We start from the raw sequence: 17,772 nt of genomic DNA, 5'->3' as shown, positions 1-17,772 counted from the left end.
GCCCGTCGGCGGCCACCGGTCGGCTGCCCGGCTAGCCTGGTGCGGTGACTGTCGAACGCATCCTGCTCCACTACCGGATCGTCGCCCTGCCGGATCCGCAGGCGATCGCGCTGTGGCAGGAGGCCCTGTGCGAGCGATGGGGCCTGCGCGGGCGCATCATCGTCTCCCCGCAGGGTCTCAACGGCACGGTCGGCGGGGAGGTCGGCGCTCTCAAGCAGTACGCCAAGGCCACCCGGCGCCATCCCGGCTTCCGCGACCTCGAGCTCAAGTGGTCGGACGGCTCGGCCTCGGACTTCCCGCGGCTGTCGGTGAAGGTGCGCCGAGAGCTCGTGGGCTTCGGCGCCCCCGACGAGGTCGCCGTGGACGAGCAGGGCGTGGTCGACGGCGGCGTGCGCGTGAGCCCGCAGCAGCTCGATGACATGGCCGCTCAGCGCGAGGACCTGGTGCTCTTCGACGGCCGGAACGCCTGGGAGGCCCGGATCGGGCGCTTCCAGGGAGCCGTGGTCCCGGACGTGGAGACCAGTCGCGACTTCGCCGCCGAGCTCGACTCCGGGGCCTACGACCACCTGAAGGACCGTCCCGTGGTCACCTACTGCACCGGCGGGATCCGCTGCGAGTTCCTCTCGGCCATGATGCGCCGCCGCGGCTTCCGCGAGGTCTACCAGCTCGACGGCGGCATCGTGCGCTACGGCGAGGCCCGCGGCGATGCCGGGCTGTGGCAGGGCTCCCTGGCCGTGTTCGACGACCGCGGGGCCCTCGAGTTCTCCGAGGACGCCGCCGTGATCGGGCAGTGCGACCTCTGCGGCGCCGACGCCCGGCGCTTCGAGAACTGCGCCCGATCCCGCTGCCACCGTCGCCTGCTGATGTGCGAGGACCACCGGGCCGCTCACCGCGACGGCCCGGGCCTGCGCTGCCCCGATGGCTACCGGGATGCCCGCACCGGCGCCCCTCTGCCGCCCGAGGCCCACTCCGGGCAGAGCTCCTCCACACCGGCTGCGGCCCCCGAGACCGGGGACGCCCGCCCGACCGATCCGTCGACCAGCACCCAGGAGGGCGCATGAGCACGGGAGCGCACGAGACCGCCCGCACCCCCGACTTCGCGGATGTCCCGGAGGCGCCCCGCTCGGATGACCCCGCGCTGCTGGCCCGCCTGGGGCTGGCTCTCGAGGACGCTGGCTTCCGCGCCGAGCGGATCGCCGAGCTGCTGGGGACGGAGGCCGCAGAGGCCCTGGCCCGCGATCAGGCGGTCCCCGCGCTTCGAGTCCTCCGCCGCCTCGAGGCCGCGGCGGAGACGGCGCCGTCGGCCGATCGTCGTCTGGCCGTGCTCGTCGAGCTGCTGCTGCTGGCACGCCCCGTCGGCTCCGGTGATCTCGAGGCGGCCCTGCCGGGCATCCGCGTTCAGGACCTCGAGCACCTCCGGCTGGTGGAGGCCGCGCACGGGCAGGTCCGCAGCCTGGTGGACCTGGATGTCCACCAGGCGGACGACGGCTTCCACCTGTGGATCGCCTCCGACCACAGCGCGTTCCAGCGCCCGGGCGCGCCGCTGCGCCGTGACCATGTGCTGGGCGTCGGAGGCGCCTCGCAGACCCTCGTGCAGATCACGGACCCGCGCCCGGCGGCCGTCGCGCTCGATCTGGGCACCGGCTGCGGCGTGCAGAGCTTCCACCTGCTGCGCCGGGTCGATCGCGTGGTCGCCACCGACCTGTCCGAGCGCGCCCTGGCCTTCGCTCGGTTCAACCTGGTGCTCAACGCCCAGGCCCTGCGCCTGGACCCCTGGGACCTCGAACGGCGCATCGAGCTGCGGCAGGGCTCGCTGCTCGAGCCGGTCGCGGGCGAGTCCTTCGACCTGGTCGTGTCCAACCCGCCGTTCGTGATCACCCCGCGCACGCCCGGCGAGGACGCGTCCTCCCGCTACACCTACCGCGACGGCGGCAGGGAGGGCGACGCCCTCGTGGCCGAGCTGCTCGGCGATCTGGGATCCGTGCTCGCCCCGGGCGGCAGCGCGCACCTGCTGGGCAACTGGGAGATCCGGGCCGAGGACGTCGAGCGCGGCGGAGGCAGCTTGGAGCGCGCCTGGTCGCGGCGTGTGGAGGGCTGGATCCCCGCGCAGCTGGACGCCTGGGTCATCCAGCGCGAGATCGAGTCCCCGCAGGCCTACGCCGAGACCTGGCTGCGCGATGCCTCCGAGCACCTCGAGCAGCAGCGGTGGGAGAAGGCCTACGCGGCGTACCTGGACGACTTCGAGGCCCGCGGGGTCGCCGGCGTCGGCTTCGGGTGGGTGCGCTTGGATCGCCCCGCAGCCGGGCGCACGAGCCCCGTCCGCCGCAGGCTCGAGCACATCGGCCACCCGGCTCAGCAGCCGGTCGGCGGCGTGCTCGCAGAGGCCGTGCGGAGGGAGCTCGAGCTGGAGCGCCTGGGCCCGGCCTGGGAGGAGCTGCACCTGGAGGTGCCCGAGCACGTCACCGAGGAGCGCCACGGGCGCCCGGGAGCCGAGGACCCGGCCGTCATCCTCGTCCGGCAGGGCGCCGGCCTGCAGCGCACGGCGGTCCTGGACCTCGGCAGCCGCCGGACTGATGGGCGCCTGCGACGGCGAGCTCAGTGTCAGGCAGATCGTCGAGGCCCTGGGCATGCTGCTGGGGTGGGAGGCTCCCGCCGGGCAGCGTTCGCAGGAGGCGCTGGATCTGCTGGCGCAGACCCGCAGCCTGCTGGTCGACGGCTTCCTGGAGCCGGCTGCCGAGGATGCCGCCGCCGAGGACCGCGCCGGGGCCGGCAGGGCCTGATCTGCGCCTACCGCCTCGGCTTCCGAGGTGGGAGGATGGCAGGCATGACTGCAGAGAACCCGTACCGCGACCTGACCCGTGACGAGATGTGGCAGCTGCTCGACGACGAGCCCTTCGGACGCCTGGCCGTGCAGGCCGGCGGCTTCGTCGACATCTTTCCCGTCAACTTCGTGGTCCACGGCAAGAAGCTGTGGTTCCGCACGGCTCCGGGCTCAAAGCTCGCCGCTCTGACCGTCAACGACCAGGTCGCCTTCGAGGCCGATCACCGGGACGAGGACAGGCTGCGCGTCTCCTCGGTCGTGTTGCAGGGCCGGGCTCGCCGCGTGGACGACGCGCAGGAGCGCGAGCTCGCCGAGTCGCTGGGACTGCGCACCTGGGTGCGCAGCTTCAAGCCGGTCTTCGTGGTGATCGAGCCCGATCAGATCCACGGCCGCTCCTTCCCTGTCGGACCCGCGGACGACTCCGAGGACGACGACCAGGACTGACGCCGCAGCGCCTCTGCTCCACCTGCACGGCCCGAGGGGATCCCCCTCGGGCCGTTGTCGTCTGCTGAGGGAGCGGCCGGATCCGCGGACGGCGCCGGCCCGGAGGGTCGGGCGCGACCCCGTGTGTCGGGGGCTGTCCGGCGGCGGCTATATGGTGGGGGCGATCGGACGGGCGAGCGCTCGTCCACCGCAGCCTCCCGGCTCCCGCGCTTCCGGCGCGGAGGATGGCCGGGGGTGTCCCCATCCCCTAGGAGCGACCGTGGCCCAGAAGAACCCGGGATCAGGCAGGAGCCTGCTCATCGTCGAGTCCCCCTCGAAGGTGAAGACCATCGCGGGGTACCTGGGCGACGCCTATGAGGTCGATTCCTCCATGGGCCACATCCGGGATCTGGCCCAGCCCTCGGACCTGCCCGCCGAGATGAAGAAGGGTCCCTACGGCAAGTTCGCCGTGGACGTCGAGTCCGGATTCGACCCGTACTACCTGGTCAGCACGGACAAGAAGAAGAAGGTCGCCGAGCTCAAGCGCAAGCTCAAGGACAGCGACGCCCTCTACCTCGCCACGGATGGCGATCGCGAGGGCGAGGCCATCGCGTGGCACCTGCTCGAGGTGCTCAAGCCCAAGGTCCCGGTCTACCGCGTGACCTTCCCCGAGATCACCCGCGAGGCGATCGAGCGCGGCTTCGGCGAGCTGCGGGAGCTGGACAAGGACCTGGTCGACGCCCAGGAGACCCGCCGCGTCCTGGACCGCCTCTACGGCTACGAGATCTCCCCAGTGCTGTGGCGCAAGGTCTCCTCCGGGCTCTCGGCCGGGCGCGTGCAGTCCGTGGCCACCCGCATGGTGGTGCAGCGCGAGCGCGAGCGCATGGCGTTCGTGACCGCCGATCACTGGGACCTGACCGGCGAGTTCACCCCGGTCTCCGGGCCCGACGCCGGCAGCGCCTTCCAGGCGCGGCTGTCCAGCGTGGACGGGCGCAAGGTCGCCACTGGCCGCGACTTCGACGACCGCGGGCAGCTGCGCAAGCCGGAGGCCGTCGCGCACCTGGACGAGCAGCAGGCACGCTCGCTGGCCGAGGGCCTGTCCGAGGCCGCCTTCACGGTCGCGCAGCAGGAGACCAAGCCCTACCTCTCGCGCCCCAAGGCCCCGTTCACGACCTCCACGCTGCAGCAGGACGCGGCGCGCAAGCTGCACTTCTCGTCGCGCTCGACCATGCAGGTGGCTCAGCGCCTGTACGAGAACGGCTACATCACCTACATGCGAACCGACTCGGTCGCGCTGTCGCAGCAGGCCGTGAGCGCTGCTCGCAAGCAGGCTCGGGAGCTGTGGGGCGGGGACTTCGTGCCGGATGCCCCGCGCAGCTACGCGAACAAGTCCAAGAACGCGCAGGAGGCCCACGAGGCCATCCGCCCCGCCGGCGACTCCTTCCGCACCCCGGATCAGGTCCGCGGCTCGCTGTCGGCGGACGAGTTCAAGCTCTACGAGCTGATCTGGCAGCGCACCGTCGCCTCGCAGATGGCCGATGCCAAGGGCTTCACCGCGACCCTGCGCCTGGCCGCGACCAGCACCGACGGCCGCAAGGCGGAGTTCAGCGCCTCCGGCACCGTGATCACGTTCAACGGCTACCTCTCGGCCTACCGCGAGGCCCCGGACACCACCGAGGGCAAGGACGGCGAGGCGAAGGGCCGCAAGGACCGCCGCCTGCCGCAGATGGAGGAGGGCGACGCCCTCACCTCCCAGGAGATCGCCGCCGAGGGCCACAGCACCAAGCCCCCGGCCCGCTACACGGAGGCCTCGCTCGTGGCGGCCATGGACGAGCTCGGCATCGGGCGTCCGTCGACCTACGCCGCCGTCATCTCCACGATCACCGACCGCGGCTACGTCAAGGTCCGCGGCACCTCCCTGATCCCGTCGTGGACCGCGTTCTCCGTGGTGCGGCTGCTCGAGGAGCACTTCAGCGACTACGTCGACTACGACTTCACGGCCGAGATGGAGGAGGGCCTGGACCGCATCGCCCGCGGGGAGGAGGACCGCACGCAGTGGCTGCAGCGGTTCTACTTCGGCCGCGAGGACGAGCCCGACGACGGCCTCAAGGCCATCGTCGACGACCTCGGCGAGATCGATGCCCGGGCGCTGAACACGCTGAAGGTCACGGACACGATCGACCTGCGCGTGGGCAAGTACGGCCCGTACCTGGAGTCCGGCGGCGGGGTCGATCCGGAGACCGGCGAGGTCACGGACCCCGTGCGCGCCAACGTCCCGGACACCCTGGCCCCCGATGAGCTCACCGCCGAGAAGGCCGAGGAGCTCATGGAGATCGGGCGCGCCGATGGCCGCGAGCTCGGGCAGGATCCGCAGACCGGGCGCACCATCGTGGTCAAGGACGGCCGCTACGGCCCGTACGTCTCGGAGGTGATCCCCGAGCCCACGCAGGAGGAGCTCGATGCGATCCCCACGGAGTACTACAAGAACGGCAAGCCCAAGCCCAAGAAGATCGACAAGCCCAAGCCACGCACGGCCTCGCTGCTGTCCTCCATGGACATCCAGGAGGTGGACCTCGACGACGCCCTGAAGGTGCTCTCGCTGCCGCGGGAGGTCGGCGCCGACAAGGACGGTGAGATGATCACCGCCCAGAACGGGCGCTACGGGCCGTACCTCAAGAAGGGCTCGGACTCCCGGTCGCTGTCAAGCGAGGAGCAGATCTTCGAGATCACCCTCGAGGAGGCACAGCGGATCTACGCCCTGCCGAAGCAGCGCGGGCGCGGTGCCGCCAAGCCGCCGCTGAAGGACCTGGGCACGGATCCGATCACGGACAAGCCCATGATCATCAAGGACGGGCGCTTCGGCGAGTACATCACCGACGGCGAGACCAACGTGACCATCCCGCGCTCGGAGTCCGTGGAGCAGATGACGGCCGAGCGAGCCTCCCAGCTGCTCTCGGAGAAGCGCGCCAAGGGCCCGGCCGCCAAGAAGACCACCCGATCGTCGTCGGGCTCCCGGGCCAAGAAGCCGTCCGGGGCCTCCACGACCAAGCGCGCGGGCACCCGGAAGAAGACCTCCGCGTCTTCGTGAGCCCGCGGCGGGGCCCGCGGCGGCTCCCGCTCGGTCGACCGATCGATCACCTGAAGGAGCCAGCATGCGCCTGGGAGTCCTGGACGTCGGGTCCAACACCGTCCATCTGCTGCTGCTCGACGTCTACCCGGGCTCCCGGCCCGAGGCCTTCGCCGATCACAAGGTCAGCCTGCGCCTGGTCCAGTACCTGGACGAGGCCGGATGCATCTCGGACGAGGGCCGCGATGCGCTGACCGCGTTCGTGATCGAGGCCCGGGACGTCGCCGCCGAGCACGAGGCGGAGGATCTGCTGGCGTTCGCGACCTCGGCGATCCGGGAGGCCGGCAACGGCGCCGATGTGCTCGATCACGTGCAGTCGCGCTCCGGGGTCACCCTGACCGAGATCTCCGGGGATCAGGAGGCCGCGGTCACGTTCTCCGCGGTGCGCCGCTGGTCCGGGTGGGGCTCGGGCACGATCCTGGATCTGGACATCGGCGGCGGGTCCTTCGAGATGGCCATCGGCCACGACGGGCTTCCGGCGGCGGCGGTGTCCACGCCCCTGGGCGCCGGGCGCCTCACGCGCAGCTTCGTCACGCAGCACCCGGTGCGGCCCAGCGAGGTCAAGGCCCTGCGCAAGCACGTGCGGCGCACCCTGGAGCCGGCCGTGGAGACGATCCTGGCGCAGGGCGCCCCGGATCTCGTGGTCGGCACGTCCAAGACCTTCCGCTCCCTGGCCCGCATCTGCGGCGCCGCTCCCTCCGGGGCGGGCCAGTTCGTGCGGCGGACCATGCACCTGCAGGACCTGCGGCTGTGGACCCGGCGCATGGAGGCCATGACCGTCCAGGAGCGCTCGGACCTGCCCGGGGTCTCCGTGAACCGCGCCGAGCAGATGCTGGCCGGAGGCATCGCGGCAGAGACGGCCATGGACATGCTCGGGGTCCAGAGCCTGGACATCTGCCCGTGGGCCCTGCGCGAGGGCCTCATCCTGCGGCGCATGGACCGGCTCGGCGCCGATCCCGAGACCGTCCTGAACCCGCCCCACAGCCTGATCGGACGAGAGGCCCACGCATGAGCACCCATGTCGCCATGTCCTCGAGCTGCCTGTTCCTGGGCTCCATGCCCGAGGTCTTCCGCACCGCCAGCGAGCTGGGCTACGACTCGGTGGAGGTGCTGGTCACGCATCAGCGCACCACGCAGCTGACCCATGAGCTGCTCGATGCGGTGCAGACCTACCAGATCCCCATCTCGGCCATCCACGCGCCCACCCTGTTCTTCACCCAGCAGGTCTGGGGCAGGCCGTGGACCAAGATCCAGCTCGCCGCCAAGATGGTCGAGGAGGTCGGTGCCGAGGTGGTCGTGGCGCACCCGCCGTTCGCCTGGCAGCACAAGTACGCCGAGAGCTTCGTGGAGGGCATCCGCGCCGTCGGCGACATGACCGGCGTGAAGATCGCCGTGGAGAACATGTATCCCTGGCGCGTGGGCGGCCGGGAGCTGCAGATGTACCGCCCGCACTGGGACCCGCGCCGCTTCGACTACGAGTGGGTGACCTGGGACTTCTCCCACGCCTCGATCGCCAAGGTCGACTCGCTCGTTGCCGTCCGCGAGCTGCTGCCGCGGCTGGGCCACGTGCACCTCACCGACGGCAGCGACGGCGGCACCTCGGACGAGCACCTGGTGCCCGGGCACGGCGAGCAGCCGGTGGCCGAGACCCTGCAGCTGCTGGGCGCCAGCTCCTGGGAGGGCGTCATCGGCGTGGAGATCAACACCCGCGGCGCCGACGACGACGAGGCCCGCGATGCCATGCTCGCCGAGTCCCTCGACTTCGCTCGCACCCACATGGCCCTCGGGGCCGCGCAGTCGGCGGAGGGTGCCGGGGCAGGGCCCGCAGAGCCGACCGAGGGCCCTGAGGGGCGGGGCTCGCACAGCGTCTGAGGCGCCTCCTAGGGTGGATGCCAGAAGCATCCGAGACACGAGAGGACCTCTCATGACCGAGACCGCATCCGCATCGACCGAGCGCTCGAGCGCCGAGCCCGTGATCGCCTTCCTGGGCAGCGGCTCCATGAACGGCGCCATCCTGCGCGGCGTCCTGGCCTCGGGAGTGCCTGCCCGGCGCGTTCGCGCCACCACGCGCTCGCAGGAGTCCCGCGATCGGCTCTCCCAGGAGACCGGCGTGCAGGTCCTGTCCTCGGAGGCGGACGCCGAGGCCAACCGCCGGGCCGTCGAGGGCGCGGACATCGTGATGCTGGGCGTGAAGCCCTACGCGATCCTCGAGCTGTGCGATGACATCCGCCCGGCCCTGAACCCGTCCACCGTCGTCGTGTCCGTGGCCGCCGGGGTGAACATGGCTGCCATGGCCGGGCACCTGCCCGAGGGGCAGCCGATCGTGCGCAGCATGCCCAACACCCCGTCCTCGGTGGGGCACGGCGCGCTGTCCCTGACGGCGGGCGATCACGTCACCGAGGATCAGGCAACTGCGGTGGAGGAGGTGCTCTCCGCCGTGGGCGTGGTCGTGCAGGTCCCGGAGGAGCAGATCAGCGCCGTCACCGGTGTGTCCGGCTCCGGCCCGGCCTACGTCTTCCTGCTGGCCGAGATGATGCAGAAGGCCGGCGAGCGCCTGGGCCTCGATGCGCAGACCGCCCGGACCCTGGCCAAGCAGACCGTCTCGGGCGCAGGACGCCTGCTCGAGGCGCCGGACGCCGATCCCGAGGCCCTGCGCAAGGCCGTGACCAGCCCGAACGGCACGACCGAGCGGGCGATCGAGACGTTCCTGGACAGCGGCATCGAGGACCTCGTGGCCCGCGCGGTCCAGGCCTCGGCCGCACGCGGCGACGAGATGGAGCAGGAGTACGCGGACTGAGTCCTGCCCGGAGCCGGTGGATCGGCCTGTGCCCGGCAGATGCCGGGCACAGGCGTCTGCGGGCCCGACGACTCAGCCGGCGCGGTCGAAGTGCTCCTGCAGCTGCGGGGACACCGAGCGCAGCGCCATCGACCAGCACGTCCATTCGTGCCCGGCCGAGCAGGTGCCTGCGGGCATGGGCGCGCCGTCTTCGATCATCTGCTCGTAGGTGCTCGTGCTCACCCGCGCCCCGGACGACTCCGCGCTGGTCTCGAAGGCCGCGGTGGTCTTCTGCAGCTGGGCCTCGAACTCCTCGCCGGAGCCGGAGTACAGCCAGATCGGCATGCCGGACAGCGGCTGCGTGTGCCGGGACGGGTCGTGGGACTCCCAGTCGGCGCGGGTGGTGCGCTGTCTGTCGCCGAAGAGGTCCGAGCCCTCGCCGGTGGCCGCCTCGGCCTCGCCCAGCAGCAGCTTCCGATCGGCGGTCGCGTCGAAGCTGAGCAGCCCGGACATCGACACCGCGGCGCCGAAGAGATCGGGGCGGTCCTCGGCGTAGGCCATGGCGCCGTAGCCGCCGGCGGAGGCGCTCACGACCGCTCGCCCTTCCGGGGACGCGATCGTGGGATAGCGCTGATCCACCCACGGGAGCACCTCCTCGAGATGGTGCGTGCGCCAGCCCTGCGGCTGCGAGGTGGGTCCGGTCCAGTCGGTGTACCAGCCGTACGCGCCGTCATCGAGGGCCACGGTGATCGCCTGCAGATCCCCCAGGGAGTCCTCCAGGGCGGCGCGGTCGTACCAGTCCCGAGGGGAGGCCCCGGCGTCGGTGCCCGTCAGCAGGTAGACCACGGGGTAGTCGCGGGTCTCGTCGTAGTCCCGGGGAAGGGTCACGACCGCCGAGGGGCCGTCCTGGGTCTGCTCGGCCGGCACCAGCTCGGTGGAGAGCCGGTAGCGGGTCGTCCGGTCGGAGAGCCGCTGCCCCTCCAGGATCTCGGGCACCCCGGGCTCGGGAAGCGCCGCTGCGGGCTGGGCGGTCTCTCCCGAAGACGGGAAGCGCGCCTGACAGCAGTTGCGCAGACGGTCCTGCCGGATGAGCACTCCAACGGTGACCGCCACGGCCAGCACGACGACGATCGCCGCAGCCGTCAGGAGGCGTCGTCTTCCGATGCGCCGTCGTTCGCCCATGCCGGGCTCCTCTCGGTTCGCGGTGTCGCGCCACCTGGCTCAGGGCCGGGCGGCGAAGCGCTCGATGAGCTCCACGTGCCCGGCCACGATCAGGGTGTCGCGCGCGGTCACGGTGGTGTCGGGGGTGGCGTAGCTGAAGTCGTCTCCCGGCGCCTTCACGCCCACGACCGTCACGCCGTACTTGGCGCGCACATCCGCCTGGGCCAGCGTGAATCCCTGGGTCTCGCGCGGCGGGTGCATCTTGACGATCGCGAAGTCGTCGTCGAACTCCATGTAGTCCAGCAGGCGCCCCGAGACCAGGTGGGCGGTGCGCCGTCCGGCATCGGCCTCCGGGAAGATCACGTGGTGGGCGCCGATGCGGGAGAGGATCTTGCCGTGGGCCTTGGAGATCGCCTTGGCCCAGATCCTGCCCACGCCCAGATCCACCAGGTTCGCCGTGATCAGCACGGAGGACTCGATCGACGTGCCCACGCCCACGACCGCCTGCGTGAACTCGGCGGCGCCCAGCTGGCGCAGGGCGTCGATGTCCGTGGCCTCGGCCTGCACCACGTGCGTGAGCTGGCCGGCGAGCTTCTGCACGAGGGTGTGGTCGCGCTCCACGCCCATGACCTCTCGGCCCTGGGAGGCCAGCTGCAGGGCGGTGGCGGTGCCGAAGCGGCCCATGCCGATGACCAGCACGGGCACGGCATGGCTTCTGCCGCGGTGGCGATGCTCACCCAATGATCAGCCTCTCCTCGGGGTACTGGTACAGGCGCCGGCGCGATCGCAGCGCCAGGGCAGTGGCCACGGTAGTCGTGCCGATGCGCCCGATGAACATCACCACGATCAGCACGGCCTTGCCGGCCGCGCCCATCTCCCCGGACAGCCCGACCGACAGCCCGCAGGTGGCGTAGGCGGAGACGACCTCGAAGAGCACCCGCTCCAGCGGCTCGCCGGTCAGCACGAGCAGGATCCCGACAGCTGTCAGCACGATCGTGGCGCTCATGGCGATCACGGAGATGGCGATGCGCAGCACGCCGTCGGGGATGGTGCGATGGAAGGCGAGGACGGCCTGATCGCCGCGGGCCTCCGCCAGGATCGCGAGCACGACGACGGCGAAGGTCGTGACCTTGATGCCGCCGCCGGTCGAGGCCGGCGCACCTCCGGCGAACATCAGGGCGTCGGTGAGCAGCAGCGTGACGGGCTGCAGGTCCGCCATCTCCACGATGTTGAAGCCGCCGGAGCGCATCATGACGGAGGCGAAGAAGCCGTTGAAGATCTTCTGCCCCGGGGACTCGTCGCCGATCGAGGCTGGATTCGTCCATTCCAGCCCGGCCCACAGGACCCAGCCCAGCAGCATCAGGCCGAGCGTCGTGACCACGGTGACCTTGGTGTTGAGGTTCCACCGCGAGAACCGCAGCCAGCCGACCTGGCGCAGCACCAGGATGACGGGGAAGCCCAGCGAGCCGATCAGCACGCCCATGCTGATCGGGAACAGGATCAGCCACACGTGCACGGAGTCGGTGAAGTAGGGCACCAGGCCGTCGGAGTGCGGAGTGAAGCCTCCGTTGTTGAAGGCGGACACCGAGTAGAACACGCCGTGCCACAGGGCGGTGTGCGGGGCCTCGCCGGCCACCAGGAACCCGATCGTGAGGATCAGCGCCAGGGACCCCTCGATGACGATCGAGGTCGCGGCCACGGTGCGCAGCAGCGAGCCGACCTCGCCCAGGCGCCCGACGTTCATGGCGTTCTGCGTGACCAGCTTGGAGCGCAGGCCGAGCTTGCGCCCGATCGCCAGGGCCAGCAGCGATGTCATGGTCAGGGTGCCCAGACCGCCGATCTGCACGGCGACCAGGATGATCAGCTGGCCCGTGAAGGACCAGTGATCGGCGGTGGGCACGACGGTCAGCCCCGTCACGGTCACGGCGGAGGCGGCGGTGAAGGCGGCGTCGACGAAGGTGGTGGAGCGCCCTGCGTGGGAGGACCACGGCAGCCACAGCAGCAGAGTGAACAGCCCGGCCACGCCGACGAAGACCAGCACGGCCAGGCGGGCCGGGGAGGACTGGGCGACGCGGTCGAGCAGGTCGCGCAGACCGCCCAGCTGATCGCGCAGCGGGCGGGACTCGGTCTGGGGCGGAGAAGCCCCGAGGGTGGCACGCACCGTGGAGCCTCCAGGATCATCTCGGCGGGGCGGGATCCGGCTCGGATCCACGCACAGTATGGACCTCTTGGTGCCCGGTTGGCGTCGTGTGCCGCCGCCGGGTCCCGACCGAGTCGCCCGGAGTGTTCTAATGAGCCTGTGACGCAGACGACACCCACCGCCCTGTTCTGGAGCCCGCAGCTGCTCCAGTACGACTTCGGCGCCTACCACCCCATGCACCCCTCGCGACTGGATGCCACCTGGCGGATGGTCCGGGAGTTCGGGCTGGATGCGCGCCCCGGTGTCGCCGTTCAGGTGCCGGAGGCCGCGCAGGACTCCGAGCTCGGGCTGGCGCACACGGACGAGTACATCCGGGCGGTGCGCGCCGTGAGCGGGGACCCCGGCAAGGAGATCGCCGAGTGCGGGCTCGGCACCGAGGACACTCCCGGCTACGCGGGCATCCACGAGGCCTCCGCCCGGCTCGCCGGCGGCACCCTGCAGGCGGCCCAGGCGCTGCTCGACGGCTCCGCCGTGCGCGCCGTGAACTTCAGCGGCGGCATGCACCACGCCTTCGCGGACAGGGCCAGCGGCTTCTGCGTCTACAACGACTGCGCCGTGGGCATCCATCGCCTCCTGGAGGGCGGGGTCTCCCGCGTGCTCTACCTGGACGTGGACGGCCACCACGGCGACGGCACCCAGTCGATCTTCTGGGACGATCCCCGCGTCATGACGATCTCCCTGCACGAGACCGGCGCGGCGCTGTTCCCCGGCACGGGCTTCGCCACGGAGCTGGGAGGGGAGCAGGCCGAGGGCACTGCGGTGAACATCGCCCTGCCGCCCATGAGCGACGACGCCCAGTGGCTGCGCTCCTACTTCGCGGTCGTGCCGCAGCTGATCGAGCAGTTCCGCCCCGAGGTGATCGTCTCCCAGCACGGCTGCGACTCCCACTTCAGGGACCAGCTCACCCACCTGCGCGTGAGCGTCGACGCCCAGCGCGAGATCATGATGGATGTGGCCCGGCAGGCGGATCGCTGGTGCGAGGGCCGCTGGATCGCCACCGGGGGAGGCGGCTACGACTGCTACGACGCCGTGCCCCGGTCCTGGACGCACCTGGTCGCGGTGGCCACCGGAGATCCGATCGGACTGGCCCGCCCCGTTCCCGAGGCGTGGCGCGAGCACATCCGCGAGGCCTACGGCACCGACCCCCACCCCTCGATGGGCGATGACGTCGACCTGTGGTGGCGCTCGTGGGAGGTCGGCTTCGACCCCGATGACCCCACCGACCGCGTGGTCATGGCCACGCGGCGGGCGGTGTTCCCGCTGTGGGGCCTGGACCCCTGGTACGACTGACCGGCCGCGCGCTGGCCTGCTCTCGGGTCCTCGCCCGGTAGGATCCCTGGAATGACTCAGGACGTCTTCACCGCTCTGGCCGACCCCACGCGACGCGCTCTGCTGGAGGAGCTCAGCATCGGCGAGCGGGCAGTCGGGGAGCTCGTCGCCGCGGTGGAGGCCTCCCAGCCGACCGTCTCCAAGCACCTGCGCGTGCTGCGGGAGTCCGGATTGGTGCATCAGCGCGCCGTGGGCCAGAAGCGCTTCTACCGCATCGAGGCAGAGCCCCTGCTGGAGACCGCCGAGGCCCTGCGCGAGCTGGTCGGCAGGCAGCACCGGGAGGCGGCATCGAGCGCGTCACCGGTCGAGACGGCCGAGCCGCTCGAGCCGGCGCAGAGCACCGAGCCCGTGCGGATCGTGAGCCAGGAGGCGCCCGAGCCCCAGGAGGGCGCGCAGCCGGCGGCACCCGCTGAGCAGACGCCCGTCGAGCAGCGCAGTCCCGCCGCGCAGCAGGCTCGCTTCCCGCAGCAGCCGGCCGCCTCCGCCGACGAGGCCGTCGTCGGGGAGGCCGCCCTGGCCGTTGCGCCGGCCGCATCAGCGGCCCAGGAGGCGGCGCCGCAGCGCCTGGACCCGCTCAGCGCGGTGCAGGACGGGCAGTCCCCGGCTCGCGGGCGCGGCGTGAGCGGGCTGGTCTCCTCGGTGCTGCGCAGGCGTCGCCGCTGATCGCAGCGGTCCCGGGGATGCCGGCCGCCGCATGTTTTCCGCGGCAGCCGAGCGCACTGGTCGCCACGGGCGCGCTGCGTCTGCCAGACTCGCCTCTGGTCGGGACGAGGGTCCCGTTTCCGGAGAGGAGCACATCGTGCACGAGAAGCTGCAGCCGGTCCGCGAGGCCGTCATCGCCCGCAACCCGGGTGAGAAGGAGTTCATCCAGGCGGTCGACGAGGTCTTCGAATCGCTGGGGCCTGTGGTCGCACGTCGCCCGGAGCTGCTCGACGCCGCCATCCTCGAGCGCATCTGCGAGCCCGAGCGCCAGATCATCTTCCGCGTGCCGTGGGTCGACGACCAGGGGCGCACCCAGATCAACCGCGGCTTCCGCGTCGAGTTCAACTCCGCGCTGGGCCCGTACAAGGGCGGCCTGCGCTTCCACCCGTCGGTCTACCTCGGCATCGTCAAGTTCCTGGGCTTCGAGCAGATCTTCAAGAACTCGCTGACCGGCATGCCCATCGGCGGCGGCAAGGGCGGCGCTGACTTCAACCCGTCGGGTCGCTCCGACGGCGAGGTCATGCGCTTCTGCCAGTCGTTCATGACCGAGCTCTACCGCCACATCGGCGAGTACACCGACGTCCCTGCCGGTGACATCGGCGTGGGCGGCCGCGAGATCGGCTACCTGTTCGGGCAGTACAAGCGGATCACCAACCGCTACGAGTCCGGCGTCCTGACCGGCAAGGGCCTGTCCTGGGGCGGCTCCCTGGTGCGCACCGAGGCCACCGGCTACGGCACCGTCGAGTTCGCCCGCCAGATGCTCAAGACGAAGGGCGACGACTTCGACGGCAAGACCGTCTCCGTCTCCGGCTCGGGCAACGTGGCGATCTACGCCATCCAGCTCGCCCAGAGCCTGGGCGCCAAGGTCGTCACCGCCTCGGACTCCAGCGGCTTCGTCCACGACCCGGACGGCATCGATCTGGACATCCTGCGCGAGGTCAAGGAGGTCGAGCGCGGGCGCATCAACGACTACGTCCAGCGCCGCGGCGGCCAGGCCCGGTTCACCGAGGTCGGCAAGGCCTCGCTGTGGCAGGTGCCGACGCAGGTCGCCCTGCCCTGCGCCACGCAGAACGAGCTCAACGGCGCGGATGCCCGCAAGCTCGTGGAGAACGGCGTGCTGGCCGTGGCCGAGGGCGCCAACATGCCCACCACGACCGAGGGCGTGCACATCTTCCAGGAGGCGGACGTGCTCTTCGCCCCGGGCAAGGCGGCCAACGCCGGCGGCGTGGCAACCTCCGCCCTGGAGATGCAGCAGAACGCCTCGCGCGACTCGTGGACCTTCGACTACACCTCGACCCGCCTGACCGAGATCATGAAGGGCATCCACGACACCTGCGCGGCCCACGCCGACGAGTACGGCCAGCCGGGCAACTACGTCGCGGGCGCCAACATCGCCGGTTTCATCAAGGTCGCCGACGCCATGCTGGCCCAGGGCGTCATCTGAGCAGGCAGGATGAACGTAGGCTGAGCACATGGCAACACATCGACGAGTCCTCCAATGGCTGGAGAACGAGCTCTTCGACGGGAACCTGGTCCTCGGACAGCAGCTCCCGTCGGACAAGGACCTCGCGGCGATCCTCGGCGTGAGCCGCGGGACCATGCGCGAGGCCCTCAAGATCCTCGAGGCGCAGGGCGTCCTGCGGCTCTACGAGGGGAGCCGCAAGTCGATCCTGCCCATGCTCGTGCGCGAACCGGCCTCCTCGGCAGGACCCGCGCTGCAGCTGCACATGGCCACAGCGGCATATCCGCTGAGGGACATCGTGCAGACGCGGGTCCTGCTCGAGACCTGGGCGCTGCGCAGCTCGGACTACCGCAGCCCGGCCATGCCGGAGCTGCGAGCGATCCTGCGGGAGATGGCACGCGATGACATCTCCCTCAAGGAGTTCCACCACCACTACGTAAGCTTCCACATCGCCCTGGTGAAGACGGCGGGCAACACCCTCGTCGCCTCGCTGATGTCGGCGCTGCGGGATTCCATCTACGAGTACACGATGGCGCTGGTGGGCCATGTGCCCCTGTGGTCCAAGACCGTGGACCGCATCCGGGCCGAGCACCAGGCGATCTTCTCGGCGGTGCTCGCCGGGGACCGCAACCTGGCCGCCCGGCTGGTCGAGGAGCACATCGAGTACCAGTACGTCGAGGCCGGAGTGGATCCCGATCGGGGCACGCGCGGTCCCGAGTCCGTGTCCACGGGGCTGATCCCCGGGCCCACGGCCTCGGGCCGGGTCTGGGCCTCGGAGGACGAGGGCCAGGAGCCGGGGCGCGCGTCGTCGCGGGCCGGGGGACTGGTCCAGGCGGCGGCCGCCGGTCGCGGGGCCTCGCACGACGGCCCCGTCACGGAGGCCGCCACCGGCGCCATGCCGGCTGCGCCGCATGCCGAGGGCGGCAGCGCCGAGCAGAACCAGGCGGGCGGCTCGCCGAGCGCCGCTCCGGCAGCGCAGGATTCCCGGTCCGCCGAGGACTCGGAGTCCACCGGCGGCTGAGGGCGTCGGCCCCGGCGGAATACCACCCTGCGGGGCATAGCAGGTAGACTTCCGGGGAACGAATTCTCGACTGGGCGGGTCATGCCCGCCTCGTCGTCACCCGGTCGCGCACCGGAACGGCCGTCGCGCCAGACGTGCCGGGCAGCAGCGCGCCGACGCGCCGCGCCGGTTCGGACCAACGAAACGTGAAGTGAGGGAAGCCCATGGGCTCTGTGATCAAGAAGCGCCGCAAGCGCATGTCCAAGAAGAAGCACCGCAAGCAGCTGCGCAAGACCCGCCACCAGCGTCGCAACAAGAAGTGACCTGCTGGCAGTGAGCCGACAGGGGCCCCGCTCTCGCGAGCGGGGCCCCTCGGCATGCGCGGCAGCAGCCTCGCATGACGCCGCGTTGCCGGCCGCGCGGCCTCGTGGAGGGGGCGCGGCGCCCTCGTCATAGGATCGGACGATGACCGAGCAGACCCCGGGGCAGATCGACCTCTCCGTGCCGCCGCTGCGGCTGATCACCCGTCAGGGGTGCCACCTGTGCCAGGCGGCCCGCGACACCGTCGCCGCCGCAGCCCAGCGCCACGGCTTGGAGTGGGCCGAGACCGACATCATGCAGCTGCCGGAGTCCGAGCAGACCCAGCGCTGGCAGATCGAGGTCCCCGTGCTGCTGATCGACGGCCGGCAGCGCGACTTCTGGCAGATCGACCCGCGCAGGCTCGAGCGCCTGCTCGTCCGGCGCGGGGCCTGAGCGGGCTCGATTCGAGCC

At 71.4% G+C, this 17,772-nt stretch carries 15 protein-coding genes; 12 read left to right on the top strand and 3 right to left on the bottom strand.

The window, feature by feature from the left end; all coding sequences use genetic code 11:
- Positions 1-44: 44 nt before the first annotated feature.
- From trhO to proC, 6 genes are all read left to right on the top strand, one after another.
- Positions 45-1,061 (top strand): oxygen-dependent tRNA uridine(34) hydroxylase TrhO, encoded by a 1,017-nt coding sequence (gene trhO, locus OVA15_RS08355; protein WP_268144301.1) that lies wholly within the window; start codon positions 45-47, stop codon positions 1,059-1,061.
- Entirely contained in the window at positions 1,058-3,265 is a 2,208-nt protein-coding gene (locus OVA15_RS08350; protein ID WP_326493272.1) for a pyridoxamine 5'-phosphate oxidase family protein, read from the top strand. Before trhO ends, OVA15_RS08350 begins: the two co-directional genes overlap by 4 nt.
- A gap of 259 nt (positions 3,266-3,524) precedes the next feature.
- Positions 3,525-6,332: a type I DNA topoisomerase gene (gene topA, locus OVA15_RS08340; RefSeq protein WP_268144299.1), complete on the top strand. Its 2,808-nt coding sequence runs from the start codon at positions 3,525-3,527 to the stop codon at positions 6,330-6,332.
- A 64-nt stretch (positions 6,333-6,396) separates the two neighbouring features.
- Entirely contained in the window at positions 6,397-7,383 is a 987-nt protein-coding gene (locus OVA15_RS08335; protein WP_024289853.1) for a Ppx/GppA phosphatase family protein, read from the top strand.
- Complete coding sequence (locus OVA15_RS08330; protein WP_268144296.1) at positions 7,380-8,243, top strand: sugar phosphate isomerase/epimerase family protein; 864 nt, start codon at positions 7,380-7,382, stop codon at positions 8,241-8,243. Before OVA15_RS08335 ends, OVA15_RS08330 begins: the two co-directional genes overlap by 4 nt.
- Positions 8,244-8,295: 52 nt before the next feature.
- Entirely contained in the window at positions 8,296-9,168 is an 873-nt protein-coding gene (proC, locus tag OVA15_RS08325) for a pyrroline-5-carboxylate reductase (RefSeq protein ID WP_259871121.1), read from the top strand.
- A 72-nt stretch (positions 9,169-9,240) separates the two neighbouring features.
- On the opposite strand, the gene OVA15_RS08320 is transcribed toward proC, so the two are convergent.
- Genes OVA15_RS08320 through OVA15_RS08310 form a run of 3 tightly spaced genes read right to left on the bottom strand, consistent with a single transcriptional unit; the run spans position 9,241 to position 12,469 of the window.
- Entirely contained in the window at positions 9,241-10,329 is a 1,089-nt protein-coding gene (locus OVA15_RS08320) for an alpha/beta hydrolase (RefSeq protein ID WP_268144293.1), read from the bottom strand.
- A gap of 39 nt (positions 10,330-10,368) precedes the next feature.
- Positions 10,369-11,013: a potassium channel family protein gene (locus tag OVA15_RS08315; protein ID WP_006213769.1), complete on the bottom strand. Its 645-nt coding sequence runs from the start codon at positions 11,011-11,013 to the stop codon at positions 10,369-10,371.
- Positions 11,014-11,041: 28 nt separating this feature from the next.
- Positions 11,042-12,469, bottom strand: a complete 1,428-nt coding sequence (locus OVA15_RS08310; RefSeq protein ID WP_268144288.1) for a TrkH family potassium uptake protein — start codon at positions 12,467-12,469, stop codon at positions 11,042-11,044.
- A gap of 213 nt (positions 12,470-12,682) precedes the next feature.
- Here OVA15_RS08310 and OVA15_RS08305 point away from each other — a divergent pair, with 213 nt between their 5' ends.
- The 6 genes from OVA15_RS08305 (at position 12,683) to OVA15_RS08280 (ending at position 17,754) form a co-directional block, all read left to right on the top strand.
- The gene (locus OVA15_RS08305) at positions 12,683-13,798 is read left to right on the top strand and encodes an acetoin utilization protein AcuC (protein ID WP_268145667.1); all 1,116 of its coding nucleotides are present in this window, start codon (positions 12,683-12,685) and stop codon (positions 13,796-13,798) included.
- Between the two features lie 51 nt (positions 13,799-13,849).
- Positions 13,850-14,500, top strand: a complete 651-nt coding sequence (locus tag OVA15_RS08300; RefSeq protein WP_268144286.1) for an ArsR/SmtB family transcription factor — start codon at positions 13,850-13,852, stop codon at positions 14,498-14,500.
- 136 nt (positions 14,501-14,636) lie between these two features.
- Positions 14,637-15,983: an NADP-specific glutamate dehydrogenase gene (gdhA, locus tag OVA15_RS08295; RefSeq protein WP_204782196.1), complete on the top strand. Its 1,347-nt coding sequence runs from the start codon at positions 14,637-14,639 to the stop codon at positions 15,981-15,983.
- Between the two features lie 28 nt (positions 15,984-16,011).
- The gene (locus tag OVA15_RS08290; protein WP_268144284.1) at positions 16,012-17,022 is read left to right on the top strand and encodes a FadR/GntR family transcriptional regulator; all 1,011 of its coding nucleotides are present in this window, start codon (positions 16,012-16,014) and stop codon (positions 17,020-17,022) included.
- Between the two features lie 203 nt (positions 17,023-17,225).
- Positions 17,226-17,324: a 30S ribosomal protein bS22 gene (locus tag OVA15_RS08285; RefSeq protein ID WP_009882927.1), complete on the top strand. Its 99-nt coding sequence runs from the start codon at positions 17,226-17,228 to the stop codon at positions 17,322-17,324.
- A gap of 142 nt (positions 17,325-17,466) precedes the next feature.
- The gene (locus OVA15_RS08280; RefSeq protein WP_024289862.1) at positions 17,467-17,754 is read left to right on the top strand and encodes a glutaredoxin family protein; all 288 of its coding nucleotides are present in this window, start codon (positions 17,467-17,469) and stop codon (positions 17,752-17,754) included.
- Positions 17,755-17,772 lie beyond the last annotated feature (18 nt).

This window comes from Kocuria sp. SL71 (assembly GCF_026672465.1).
Taxonomy (GTDB): domain Bacteria; phylum Actinomycetota; class Actinomycetes; order Actinomycetales; family Micrococcaceae; genus Kocuria; species Kocuria palustris.
The sequence above is the reverse complement of the archived record's forward strand: the minus strand, read 5'-3'. Positions and strand labels throughout refer to the sequence as shown.